This is a genomic window from Bartonella japonica (genome assembly GCF_040545385.1).
Taxonomy (GTDB): domain Bacteria; phylum Pseudomonadota; class Alphaproteobacteria; order Rhizobiales; family Rhizobiaceae; genus Bartonella; species Bartonella japonica.
The window spans coordinates 1-13,258 of sequence record NZ_JBEPLT010000002.1; the positions used below are offsets into that span (position 1 = coordinate 1).

General features: G+C 38.6%; 9 protein-coding genes and 3 pseudogenes. 3 read left to right on the forward strand and 9 right to left on the reverse strand.

Translation table 11 applies throughout. The annotated features are described in order from the left end of the window. Nucleotides 1–291: pseudogene (locus ABID39_RS01630) on the forward strand (hypothetical protein); the annotation flags it as partial. A gap of 9 nt (nt 292–300) precedes the next feature. On the opposite strand, the gene ABID39_RS01635 reads toward ABID39_RS01630, so the two are convergent. Continuing rightward, nucleotides 301–924, reverse strand: a complete 624-nt coding sequence (locus tag ABID39_RS01635) for a hypothetical protein (RefSeq protein ID WP_354185619.1) — start codon at nt 922–924, stop codon at nt 301–303. Between the two features lie 206 nt (nt 925–1,130). On the opposite strand from ABID39_RS01635, the pseudogene ABID39_RS01640 reads away from it, so the two are divergent. Continuing rightward, nucleotides 1,131–1,318: pseudogene (locus ABID39_RS01640) on the forward strand (hypothetical protein); the annotation flags it as partial. Between the two features lie 5 nt (nt 1,319–1,323). Here the strand turns inward: ABID39_RS01640 and ABID39_RS01645 are convergent. The 3 genes and pseudogenes from ABID39_RS01645 to ABID39_RS01655 form a co-directional block, all read right to left on the reverse strand. Further along, complete coding sequence (locus tag ABID39_RS01645; protein ID WP_007346825.1) at nt 1,324–1,524, reverse strand: helix-turn-helix transcriptional regulator; 201 nt, start codon at nt 1,522–1,524, stop codon at nt 1,324–1,326. A 209-nt stretch (nt 1,525–1,733) separates the two neighbouring features. Continuing rightward, entirely contained in the window at nt 1,734–2,900 is a 1,167-nt protein-coding gene (locus ABID39_RS01650; RefSeq protein WP_354185398.1) for a tyrosine-type recombinase/integrase, read from the reverse strand. 172 nt (nt 2,901–3,072) lie between these two features. Continuing rightward, nucleotides 3,073–3,288: pseudogene (locus ABID39_RS01655) on the reverse strand (TrmH family RNA methyltransferase); the annotation flags it as partial. 761 nt (nt 3,289–4,049) lie between these two features. Here ABID39_RS01655 and ABID39_RS01660 point away from each other — a divergent pair. Beyond that, nucleotides 4,050–4,958 carry a cation diffusion facilitator family transporter gene (locus ABID39_RS01660; protein ID WP_354185400.1) on the forward strand — a complete coding sequence of 303 codons (909 nt, stop codon included), beginning with the start codon at nt 4,050–4,052 and terminating at the stop codon, nt 4,956–4,958. Between the two features lie 79 nt (nt 4,959–5,037). On the opposite strand, the gene ABID39_RS01665 is transcribed toward ABID39_RS01660, so the two are convergent. The 5 genes from ABID39_RS01665 to ABID39_RS01685 form a co-directional block, all read right to left on the reverse strand. Further along, nucleotides 5,038–5,940 (reverse strand): metallophosphoesterase family protein, encoded by a 903-nt coding sequence (locus ABID39_RS01665; protein WP_354185402.1) that lies wholly within the window; start codon nt 5,938–5,940, stop codon nt 5,038–5,040. A 244-nt stretch (nt 5,941–6,184) separates the two neighbouring features. Further along, nucleotides 6,185–8,281 carry a glutamine amidotransferase gene (locus ABID39_RS01670; RefSeq protein WP_354185404.1) on the reverse strand — a complete coding sequence of 699 codons (2,097 nt, stop codon included), beginning with the start codon at nt 8,279–8,281 and terminating at the stop codon, nt 6,185–6,187. Continuing rightward, nucleotides 8,278–11,082, reverse strand: coding sequence for a DUF4159 domain-containing protein (locus ABID39_RS01675; RefSeq protein WP_354185406.1), 2,805 nt, complete (start codon nt 11,080–11,082; stop codon nt 8,278–8,280). The genes ABID39_RS01670 and ABID39_RS01675 overlap by 4 nt, the downstream gene beginning before the upstream one ends. Further along, on the reverse strand, nt 11,079–11,990 hold the full coding sequence (locus tag ABID39_RS01680) for a DUF58 domain-containing protein (protein WP_354185408.1): 912 nt from the start codon (nt 11,988–11,990) through the stop codon (nt 11,079–11,081). Before ABID39_RS01680 ends, ABID39_RS01675 begins: the two co-directional genes overlap by 4 nt. Nucleotides 11,991–11,992: 2 nt before the next feature. Further along, complete coding sequence (locus ABID39_RS01685) at nt 11,993–13,024, reverse strand: AAA family ATPase (protein ID WP_354185410.1); 1,032 nt, start codon at nt 13,022–13,024, stop codon at nt 11,993–11,995. Nucleotides 13,025–13,258: the final 234 nt, after the last annotated feature.

Genomic DNA, 13,258 nt, shown 5'->3' on the forward strand with positions numbered 1-13,258 from the left:
TATCTACAGATAAGAAATAATTACCTTTGTGCAAAGGGCTTGCCAAGCGCTGTTTATGACGAAATGCCGTCATCTTCTGATGATCAAGCAAGAGATAAGTGGGTAAAATTTGCAACAGAACAGTTTATCAATATGCAAGAGGCACTAAGAGAAGCGCAATGCCTCTATAGACAGTATAATCTTTATGCAGCGCTACAGTATCTAGTTATAGAAGATCAGATGTTGCCACATCTTGTGAATTCATTGCGCGTTGCTCTTAATGTGCTTCAGAAACATTTTGATCGTAAATGACAATTTCTATTACGGTTTCATCATATTGTATATCGTTTGTAAGTCCCTGCAAAATCGAGCGACTTGTTCAGTGTTTTTATAATCGTGAGTGCTTACGTCAGATACTACAACTATCATTTGTGTTTGTGGGCTAATGCTATGGTACTCCGAAGTTTTAAGCAATCGTTTCGCATAATAAATCATTGGATCTTTGTCGTTCTTTGACATGTTGTATGCCCAAATAAAATCTCTTTCACTCCAATTATGGTCACGGCGTAAAATACTTATTACAGTGGGTAGCATTGCCCATGACATTTCCTCATTATACTCACCCCGCAATAAATTCACAAAGCGTCCACATAAAATAACGAATACGTGACGATGCAATACAGGATCAAATTTGGAAGGCATCTTATGATGGCCACGGCTGTATACAAATTCTTGTGCTTGGCTTAGCTTATTAAAATGCGTAAAGCCAGTATATTCTTTACTCGCGTATTTATTGTAAAGTTGATTATACTTCTCTATAGTATCTACACTTGTAAACATACGCGTCAATTTGTCTATAAATTCAAATGACGCTGATGCAGGTAGCGCTGATATAGAAAAGAAAGCTATAAATGTTATGATGCGTGTTATGGATAATGATTTCATCATTTTAAACCCTTAATTATTCATAAGCGCTGTTTAACCGATTCCCTTTGAATGTATCAATATGTGTTATTATTATGTTGACAAAATGTAGCAAATCGTATTTAATGACAGTACTGTACTAAGGTGTATTGTATCTAAGTGAGGGTGAAGTACAGTTAAAAATCCCTGCAAATGTGGTTTTTTTTATTATTCGGAGGGTGTATTTTATGACATCAGAAAATACGGAAAAGGCTCCACAACCAATTAAAAAGCATGTACCTCCAAGAGCCGGTTTGGGCGGGTAAAAGGCATTCCGAACAAAATGACTCGTATTTTAAAAGAAGCCGTTGTGAGGGCTGCTGAGAATGCGGGGAATAAAATTGGCAATGAGAGGCTGATTTCTTACGTGACAAGGTTTTTTTATGCCGCGTCATTTTGACGTTGCTGTTTTGCTTGCTCGATAACATTGAGAAGATCCGATTGTAACCAACGCGATAAAAAACCAAATTTTAAAGGTTTTGGTAAAGATCCATTGGTGACATGACGTCGGAAAGTTGAGACACTCATATGAAGCAATTTTGCACTTTCACGGTCTGTTAAAAGAATATCATTTTCTGTCATTTTAAAATCCTTTCATTCTCAAAAAATAGAAACAAATCATAAGCATTTATTAAGCACATTTTGGTTCATTTTTGAAGGTATTTTATTTATAGAAAACAGTATTTTATCATACAATTTCTTATGTGATGATTTATGAGTCTTATTGAGAAAGAATGAGAGAGAAGAGAGAGAAAGTTATCCACAGATGATGGGGTAAATTACCCCATATCTTAAGATTGACCAGTGACATAAGCCGCCCATTTATCCATATAAACGCGGCGCTGTTCTAAATAGTCAGTACGACGATAGGCACGCTCTACTTTACCGCCGACCGTATGAGCTAGAATGGTTTCAGCGACCTCATAAGGGGCATCGGTTGTTTCAGCGAGCCAATCGCGTAAACTAGAACGAAAACCATGCGGGCAGGCGTTTAGTCCAGTCTGTTGCATATATTGAGCCATACAATTTGCAGCGAGGGGACCGCGACCAGTTGCAGAAAAAAAGAAATCATTACGAGAAAGCAACCGCGCTTGTTTTAAAATATCTAATGCCTCTGATGATAGGGGTACACGAAACTCTTTTGTTGTATCACGCTTTCCTTTCATATTTTCAGCAGGGATAGTCCATATATTACCATCAACTTGATCTTTATGAATATGACGCAAAGGATTTGCGCGAACACCTGTCAGAATAAGCAACCGCAGAGCCAGTTGTGTTAAGGTTGTTGTTTGACAAAGCGTTTTATAAAAGGCAGGGACATCTTTCCAATTCATAGCTGGAAAGTTTTGTGTTTTATGGCGTTGTTTGCCTAAAAGAGCGCGTGCTTTTTCTACTGCTTGTAAATCAACATCCAACCCTAATGCAGCTGCATGTTTGAGACAAAGTTTGAGATGTATCAATGCTGTCCGAGCAGTATCAGCTTTTGTATGCCATATGGGGGCAAGGGTGTCGCGTATCTCTGTTTGTGTAATCTCAGAAACGGGAAAGCAGCCTAATTTGGGGAGAATATGAAGTTGTAAAGGCGCAAACCAACGCCCATCTTTACCATCATTTTTTAACTCAGCTTTCCGAGTTTCAAAAGTATCTAGTGCAATATCTTTTAAGTAATGGAGATTGCTTATTGCTTCACGCTTTTGTTTCTCACGTTCTTTAATGGGGTCACGACCCTCATGCAAAACAGAACGCCATTGGTTTGCCAATTCACGGGCTTTTTTTAAAGAGACATGTCTTAATGCCCCCAAGCCCATTTCGCGACGACGCCCATGAATGGTATAACGATAAAGCCATTGAGCACCTCCATCTTTACGCTTATGAAGTAACAAGCCAGCACCATCATTATATTTGCCAGCCCCCAATGTTGCGACAGATCTTGCACTAAGACGGTTCATAAGAGCCATTTTTAGTCCTTTCTTGTATAAATTTTACCCACACACCAGCCCCGCTTTTGACGTGCAAGGGTATAGTTTTAATTGATTCAACATACACAGACTTGAAATGAGAGAATCTTACGATATTGGGACTCTCATTCAACATACAAAACAGTGAATTATCATTATAAATCAATGTGTTGCGCTCTAAAAGAGGCATAAGTCTAGGAAGGCGTTCTGTTACTATGAGCACGGAGAGGGGAGAAAATTTTTTTGAATGCAGTAATGCTGACAATATTACTTTTCCCTCAGCAATAAATTGTTGTTTTCGTCCGACAAGATCTTTTTCACGAATATTGTGGTAGTCTTTCAGACATGGATCATTAGCTTCGTAGATTGTTGTGATATTCAAGTGCATATGGAGCTTTTAATGCTGTTTTTTCTAAATTGCCAGATGTTAAACTGTTGCTTTATTTTTGAATAAAAAGATAAAAAAAATATTATTTAAACTTATAGTAGAAATTATGTTGACAAAGCACAACTATAGGTATAATATAAAAATGCCGAGTGCGTCATAATGTATTGTGTTCGTATCGGTTATAGAGTCTTGGGTCCCCGCTATTTCCTAAGCTCTGTATATCCTTAGTTATTAAGGGAAAAGAATCTGGGTCCCCAATGCCCAGATTCTTTTTTATAGGGGTGTTTTTTCATTTCTAAAAATGGATTTTTATGTTGTTTTAGCGATCGTGTTTTTTGGTTCGATCGCGGTGTAGGGTTGTGGCAGTGCACTGGGAAACCTTTTTATGCTATTTTCACTTGTTCATTGATTTGATGATCATAAAAATTTTATAAGAAACGCATAAATGTAAGCTATTTGAATAAAAAAACAGGTTATTTTTCAATCATCGGCTAGGTGTTCTGTAAGCTATTCTATTGATAATGGAGGTCGTAGATTTGCTTTCTTTCAAAGGTTATTCATATCTTGTTTGCATAATATCTACGTTATATATCCAGTTTATTCTATCATATAACAGGGGATCTTCAGGAAATGATCATGGTGAGTTGTGAGAGTCACTTTGCTATATTCCAGAGTTTTTGTGATATTAGCAACATATCAAAATATTGCTCTATAGTTAAAAGTCTTATTCCTTGTTGCGTGAAAAAGAAGGGTGTGTAGTTATGGACGTAAAGATCAATCTGCAAAGCTTAACTCTATACTCTATTTTTGTTGCTTGTATCGTTTTTGCTTTGAAATATTGGGCATATACCATTACTGGTTCGGTTGCACTTTATTCGGATGCTTTGGAATCAATCGTAAATATATTTGCAACATTGGCAGCATGGTGGGCCATTAAAGTAAGTATGAAGCCGGCAGATCACGATCATCCTTTCGGACACCATAAGGCAGAATATTTTTCTGCGATTCTTGAAGGGATACTGATTATTATTGCGGCAGTGATCATTTTAAGAGAAGCATGGATTTCCCTTTCTACAACTCAATTGTTGCAAAAACCTGGCATATGGCTCGTTATTCATCTTGTTGCGAGTGTTATAAATTATCTGTGGGGTTTTGTTCTTATTCAGCAGGGGAAAATTCATCGTTCACCGGCTCTTAAAGCTGATGGAGTACATTTTATAACAGATGTTTTTACGTCACTTGCTATTTTAATTGGTTTAATTGCTGGCTTTGTCGGGGGATGGGGCATTGTAGATCCAATTTTAGCAATAATCGTTTCTGTTAATATTCTTTTACAAGGATGGAAGGTGATTCATAGTGCTGTTCAAGGATTAATGGATGTGGGGGTTGAATTGAACGAAACTATACGGATTCGTGAACTAATTTCTGCAAATGCACATGGTGCACTTGAAGTCCACGATCTGCTCACGCGTGTTGCTGGTAGAGTTACGTTTATAGAGTTTCATTTGGTTGTACCAGCGGTAATGTCTGTAGGAGAAGCTCACCAAATTTGCGATAAAATTGAATCTGTTCTTCAAAAAGAGTTTAATAATGTGCGTATTTCTATTCATGTAGAACCGGAAGATGAGGCTAAGTTGCCTCCAGGTACAACGATCATTCCTTTTATATAAAAAGGCTTTTTCAATAATATTGTTATTGAGGATTAGCTAAAAGATATTTTGTTTTTTGTATTTTTAGAAAAACAAAGTGTTAAAGATCGATTGTTTCAGTACAGGCTATTTCATTTTTTGGATTGATAAGACTATAACGGCGCAACTGGCAGTGCCATTGATGGTGAACACGCTCAATAGCAAATAAATTGAAGCTTGCTGGTGGTTTTTTGTCACCAAAAGCTTGAGATATAGAAGAAACACCAACAATAGGAATATTTTTCATTGTTTTTTCGAGACTATTCAACGTTGGTAAATGGGTATGCCCATGAAGAATAAGTTCACAACCGTAATCTTTGATAACATTTAAAAAACGCTCGATTCCCCACAATTTTTTATGCCAAGAGGTTGCATGATAAAAGGGGGGGTGATGTATCATGACGATACGAAAGAGATTGCGTTCCGCTGCTTCTTGTAAAAGCTGTGTTAAAGCTTGTGCTTGCTTTTTGCCGAAGTAACCAGATGCTTGAAAAGGTGGTGTTGCAATGGCTGAAGAAGCACCTATAATAGCGACATTATTGCGGATGCGCATATAGGGAAAGGGAAAAGAAGACTTTTGAGGGAAATCACCTGTAATCCAAGGTTGAAAGAAAGTACAGGCTTTTTGAAATGCTCCACAAACATAGGCATCATGATTGCCAAATACCAAGGAGATATTTTGGGGCTGTCCTTGGTTAAGTAACCAATGACGTGCTTGTTCAAATTCTTTATCAAGAGAAAGATTAACAAGATCACCAGAGATCACAAGATGATCAGGATTGATCTTTTTTAAGGTATCCATTAAAATTTCTAGGACATTTGTTGCCATTTGTCCTTTACGTTTTTTTTGCCAATTAAGATAGCCAGTAAAGCGTTTTCCACAAAGTTCAAATAAGGAAGGTTGTGGCAGAGGTGAAAGATGTACATCCGATATATGGGCAAGATAAAACATAGATGGTAGCATAGCGCTGAAAACAATTTAGGCAATAAGAAACTGTAAGACAAGCTGCTGTATTTGGAGGAAAGAGGGGGAGGAAATAAAAAAATGATTTGTCGAAAATATAACAAAAATTTTCGAAATGTCCATGTTTCATTGATTTTTACATACAAAAACTAGCATGATATTGCACGTAATTGCTCAAATTATTTGTGTTCATTTTTTTGTACAACGAGGTGCCTTTTAAATTATAGGATAAATTTTCAGGGTTTTAGCGACTTTCACGATACCACATGCTGTTCAACAGTAAAAGGCAAACGAATAATGCAAAAAAACCAGAAAAGACCGAAAAATAGAGGGTATCAATTAAGCGGGTTTCCATTGTTTCTTTGAGAACAATCGAGTGAGCAAGAGAGGATTTTGGAATTTTCTGTGATCGAACCAGCTTGAGAGGAGGGAGGTGTATATCTTCTTTTTCTTTATTGTGTAAACGCGTGGTGTATCCGCCAGTATGTTGACTGATAGGAGCAAGCTTTTCTTGCGTTGAAATTAAGTCAAACAATTCGAGATTATCAAGCATTCCTGTAGAAGAAAGTGTTGTTAAATCACCATTTTTGATGGTAAAAACTCCTGTTTCATCGGTATTTATAGCTGCCGTAAAGACGCCTTCTTGTTCTTTTTTAAGAGCAACTTTTTCTTTTTTTCCAGAGGGAAAAGTGATTTCAACGGGTTCTGGATAATCTTTGAGTGTTTGGCGACGAATTGTTAAATGGTGATGGTCACTGGTGGCACTTAATTTTTCTTCTTCAAGTTCTGGTTCTTTCATAAGCCAATGGGCAATGCGACGATAAAGAGCTGCATAAGGACCTCCTCCCTCAAAACCTCTTGCCCAAAGCCAACTTTCGTCGGAAAGCAACATACCTACACGTCCTTTACCAACATGAGAAAGAAGCAAAAGTGGCTGTTCATCAGCACCTTTCATGAGAGATATGCCTTTATGCGAGTCTTGAATGGCAATTTGCCGTAACCATCGTCCCCATTGAGAGGTTGGATAAGAAGGTGTTGCAAGACCTTTTGTGACAGGATGACGTTCACCTTCTTTAGTCAACTGCGGGCGAAAAGGCTTTTGAAGAATAACACCATTGGGTAATGCGGGAAGGATGCTGATTAAAGGTGTTCTTGCAAGTGAGTTTTGTTGAGTAAACTCAGGTCCTGTTACCATCAGCAATGCACCACCCTTTTGTACATATTGAGCGATATAATCGTAATAGATTAATGGGAGAACATTAGAATGTTGGTAGCCATCAAAGATGATGAGATCAAAATTATCAATTTCTTCAACAAAAAGCTTTTTTGTAGGAAATACGACAAGTGATAATTGACTTAATGGCGTATTATCTGCTTTGTTGGGAGGACGTAAAATAGTAAAATGAACAAGGTCGATATTGGAGTCACCTTTCAAAAGATCACGCCATGTTCGTTCTCCATTGTAAGGGGCACCTGAAATAAGAAGGACACGTAAATTTTCTCTGATTCCTTCAATAATAGCTATTGCACGGTTATTTTCAAAGCTTAACTCACCTTTGTGCGTATCGGTGGCAACTTGGATGATGTTTTTTTCAGCGTGAGGAAGAGTAATTTCAGTTTGAAAAACGTTGCCAGGGGTTACGGAATAATGGCCTACTTCCTGTCCATTAACGCTTACAGTAATATTTGCTTGCGTTGGTAAAGCTCCCTGAGGTTGTCCTTTATCTTCTACTAAGATGGAAAGTTTTTGTGGTTTATTGATAAGGGCAAAGCGAGGGGGAGAAAGAATTTTAATTTGGCGGTCAAATTCATCTACGTGCCCTGTTATAAGAGCATTGACAGGGGCTTGATGATGAAGGTCTGAAATTTGTGGAATGTCGTGCACTTGCCCATCGGTGATAAAGATTGTTCCTGCATAACGAGACGGTGAGATATCTGATATTGCTTGTGTTAAGGTATGAAACAAATTCGTCGAGGGCGCATATTGATTGTCGTCAAGCTTTCCAGCATCAATAAAGCGTGGTTCAAATTGTGGATAATGTGCTAAGGCAGCGGTTAATTGCGCGCGCGCTTCGTCACTATCGTTTGTACGTGTACCAAATGTTTGGCTTTTGCTGCGATCCATGACAATGCCTACAGTACTTTTAAGCGGTTCTCGCTGCTCTTTTATAATCATTGGATTAAGCAAAGTGAGAATGAGTGAGATCAATGCCATAAGACGTAATAGAGATCCTTGGCGCTGTGTTACGAGCCCAATAATGGCAAAAAGGATAGATACCCCCCCTAATAAGAGAATCCAAGAAAGAGGTAAAAAAGGCTGAAAAGTTAAAAATGGTATCATTGCCTTCTTTCTCTTTTAAAGCGTTCTAAAAGTGCTGGAACATGAATTTGGTCAGCTTTATAGTTTCCTGTGAGTACATAAAGAACAATATTCAATCCTGCACGAAATGCCCATAGGCGTTGCATTGAATCATTTGGAATAAGCGGATATTTCCACATACCTTTTTCGTTTAGTGCCCAAGCACCAGAAAAGTTATTCGCAGTGATCAGGATGGAACTTACATTATCACCGCTGGCAAGAGAGTTTTTGTTTTTTTTATTCGTTGATGATGATTCAACCCACAAAGGTGAACCGCGGTAGAGACCAGGAAAATCTGGCATAATGTAAAAAGAACGCGCAACAACATGATCTGTTGATGCTGGTTCAATAGTTGGAATATTTAATCCTTTTATGATGGCTTGTAATTTTTGTGTTGCTGGAGTGGCTGTTCCTTCAAGATCAAGGTTGGTATTTATCTGATCGCGTGTGTCAAATAAAATTGTGCCTCCATGTTTCATAAAGTGATTTATTTTTTCAAGGCTTTTTTGCGTTGGTACAGGGCTGTTTGCATCAATTGGCCAATAAATAAGAGGATAGAAAGCGAGCTCATCTTTATCGAGATCTAGTGCTATCACGGAGCCGGGTGAAAGCATTGTACGTTCTGCGATAAATTGGCTGAGAGCCTCTAAACCACTTTTACTTGTTGCATCAATTTCATGGTTATGGGTGATGATATAAGCAAGATGCGTAGCACCAGCTGCTTGTACTATGGTCTCATCGTGATTTTCTAGGCTTTGTGCGTGAACTGTTGGAACATGTGAAAATAAGACGATGAGACTTATGGTAAGAGGGAGGAAAAGGAGCGCATGATTCCGTCGGTTGAAGAAAAAAGCTCTTCCCATCCATAAAGCTAAAAAGTTGTCAAAGGCAAATAATAAAAGCACTAACCCTAAAAGTGGACCAATAAGATGCTTTTCTTTTGTGTCGTAGGATAAAGGATTCTTATTCGGAAAAGGCAGCGACGATTGTTCCAACAAGCGCGATGAAGGATTGAAGAGATTGAGTGCATAAAAATTATTTTTTACACCGTATAGTCCAGGTGGGGTACGATAGGAGGGAAGAGGTGGGGATTGAGCATCAAGGACCAAGGGAACAACGTGGGAGAAAGGTGTCTGTAATTGTCCATCTGTGGTTATTGTCCGCCAAGGATTTTGTATTGTCGTTTCTTTTTTTATGTGTGTTGGGTTAGTGTTTTCATAGGCACTTAATGTGATTAGTTTTTGTAACATTTGTGCAAAAAATCCAGAAAGAGGCAGATTTGACCATGTGGGGTCTGGAGAAATGTGAATCAGAATGAGTGTTCCTTTGCCACGTCTATCTGCTGTAATAAGGGGTGTTCCATCAGAAAGACTGAGCCATGTTTTTTCAAAAAGGTCTGGGCTTGGTTCTGCTAGGATTTGACGTGAGACAGTAACCTCTTCTGGAAAAAAGAGATCAAAAAATAAGCTATTTTTTGTAAAAGGTGCAAGTTTTTGCGGTTTTGTCCAAGACATAATACTTCCAAGCAAACGTTTTCCAGGACGTAAAGGAACTGGAAGTAGACTATCATGGTGTTCTGCGGTACTCAGATTTTCTCCTGCAAAGCGGATCAGTGTTCCCCCTTTATTCACGAAATCAGAGAGTTTTTGTTCTGCTTCTTCTGACATGTTCACAATGTCGCCCATAATGAAAACAGAAGGATTTTGTTTGAGTAAATGATCTATATCTGTTGAAAGTTCTTTTCCATCAGCTGTAATAAGTTGTGTATGATTTTGTAATGCTTTGATAATGTAATAAAATGGAGAAAGCAAAGGCTGTGCCATTTCATTGATATTGGGTGAAAGAAGAGCAACACGGTTTATTCTGTTATGGCTATCTATTAAAAAAGTTGCAGCAGCATGAGCTTGGTTATTGATTTTTATCCAAGCGATGTCATTGCGCAGTTCAAGCGGTACATTGAAGGGAACAAGCGCTGTTGTTTCTCCTTCAGAGAAGTTTGTTGTAAATTGACCGAGAAGCTGATTGGTTGAATCGTAAAGACTTAATGTGGTTGGAGTTGTGCCGTGTGTTGTTGAACGGATGATGCGTGCTGCCATGTTTCCATTGTCATTCTCTATAGCTGTTATGCCGGTTAAACCGGAAATATCCGATGAGTACCATAAGAATGTTTTTGGTTTTAATTGTTCAATCAGAGCGAAAGTTTGATCATCTTCATTTGTTTGTAATCCATCACTTAAGTAAGCAACGTCAAGGGGAGTGTCTTTGGTTATTTCGATCAGCTTTTTCAGTGCATCTATACGGTTGACAGGTAAGGGGCGGGGGGACAGATGCATTAACTGTTGCTTTATGACCTTTGCAGGATATGGGCCTAGATGAGAGGTATCATTTTCAGCGGTCGCAAGAAAATAAACATCTTTCTGATATTTTTCTGCTTGTGCAAGGAGGGTTTGGGCAACCAAAACACGTTTTTTCCATTCTTTCGCAGATGCCCATCCATTATCGATCATGAGTACAAGGGGTTGAGATCCGGAAAGTATAATTGGTTTTTGATTCCAAATAGGGCGCGCCAAAGCGATAATAATTAGCGCTGCCATAGTTAACCGTAACAGCAATAACCACCAAGGTGTATGCTTTGCAGTTTCTTGTTGATTGGTTGGTTTTGGCAGAAAGCGCAAAGGAGGAAAGAGTTCTTTACGCGGAGATGGAGGTGTTATGCGCAATAACCACCAAATAATTGGTAGAGATAACAGTCCTAGTAATAGCAAGGGAGAGGCAAAACTCACAGCAACCTCCTAACATGAGATGGAGAGTTTTCCATTTTGTTTGCAAGATGCAAAATGGTTTCTGTGAAGGGTTTGTTTGTTATGCTCACGTGATAGGTCCATCCTTGGCGTGCGCAAAAGTTGGCTAATTCTTGTCGTCTTGCTTGATACAGCTTGCAATAGCGCTCACGAAGAGTCTCTGCTTTTCCGAAAATATGTTTTTCTTTTGTTTCAGGATCAAAAAATTCTGTACGCCCTGTGTAGGGAAAATTTTCTTCTGCTGGATCAGCAATTTCAATTAAATGAGCAGTGACTTTTTTTGTAGATAAAAGAGTTAAATGTTGAATGATTTTTTCGGGATGATCGAGAAAGTCACTGATAATAATGGCTTGTGAAAAGCGCGTAATCGTTGAAAAATCTGGAAATGGATTTTCATTTTGGTGTTTAGTCAAAGCAAGCGCTATGCGTTCTATAACATTGGATGCCATTGTGGGGGGCATGAGGTTAGGGATAGCGATATGTTCGCTGTTTCGTGCAAGCAGTAATGCCAATGCAAGAGTAAGAATGATGGCATGATCACCCTTAGAGATTGGAGAAAAACGTGAACAGTAATGCATAGATGCACTTTGGTCAGTCCATAGCCAAACCGTTTGTGTCATTTGCCATTCATGTTCGCGCAGATAAGTATGTTCATCACGTGCTGAACGACGCCAATCAATGCGTGTGATGGACTCTCCTTCAACATAAGGACGAAACTGCCAAAAATTTTCTCCGCTCCCCTGTTTACGCTGTCTATGTTGTCCAGTGATTACTGTATTGGCAATCCGACGCGCTTGCAGAAGAAAATTCGGCATTTTCACCGTATCTTTATGCAGTTTAGCTGCAAGTGACATTGGGGAATTTGTTGAAATTTTTTTGCCAATGGTCATTTCTAAAGAGCGTCTTTCACAAGATTATTGATAATATCTTTTACGGTTATATCCTCAGTACGTGCAGAAAAATTGAGCGCCATGCGGTGTTGTAATACAGGGTAAGCTAATGCTTCAACATCATCAAGGGAGGGCGCTAAACGTCCATGATAAAGTGCACGGGCGCGGACACAAAGTGAAAGTGCTTGCGATGCTCGCGGACCAGGTCCCCAAGAAACATAACTGTTTGCAAGAGTGTTGTCTTTATGAGGGCGGGCAGAACGGACGATCTTTAGAATAGCTTCTATAACATTTTCAGAGACCGGCATTTTACGAACGATTTTTTGAATTTTTTGCAGTTTTTTGGTTGATAAAATTGGTTTTACGTTTTGTTTTTTTTCTTTTGTTGTTTCTAAAATGATACGCCGTTCTGTTGTAAGATCGGGATAGTCAATATCAATTTGCATCAAAAAGCGATCCAGTTGTGCTTCAGGAAGTGGATAGGTCCCTTCCTGTTCGAGAGGATTTTGGGTTGCAAGCACATGAAAAGGTTGTGGTAAATCATAGTGAGTACCAGCAACGGTGACATGATATTCTTGCATGGCTTGTAAAAGAGCTGATTGTGTGCGAGGGGAGGCACGATTGATTTCATCAGCCATGAGAAGTTGGGTAAAAATGGGGCCTTGAACGTAGCGAAAAGAACGTTTGCCATTCTTATCTGAATCCATAATTTCAGAACCGATAATGTCTGATGGCATTAAGTCTGGAGTAAATTGAATGCGTTTTTCATCAAGTCCTAATACTGTTCCCAAAGTTGCAACGAGACGCGTTTTAGCAAGTCCTGGAGCCCCGACAAGAAGGGCATGTCCACCAGCAAAAATAGTTATTAAAGCATATTCAATCACGTGATTTTGCCCAAAAATAACTTTGTCAATTTCCTGTTGTAGAATATCTAATTCTTTGTAGGCTGTATCAATATCATCAATGACTATTTGAGCTTCATGATTGAGATGGGCCTTTTTAAGAGATTTGGGTGATGTATCGGGTTGACTCATATTTTTTCCTTAAGGCGTTTGTAGCAAAATCGATAATTTTCTCTGCATGATAATGAACATTTTATGATTTGTAGCAGAAAATGAAAAGAAAAGAAGAGTAATATGTTGTTTTTTTTATATTCGCACACATACAAAGCAATTCATTTGGAATAAACAGATTGTTTTGTAAGGAGGAGGCGTGAGAAGTATTATTTTCATGATGATACCTATTTTAATACAAAGAGCAAAATTTTT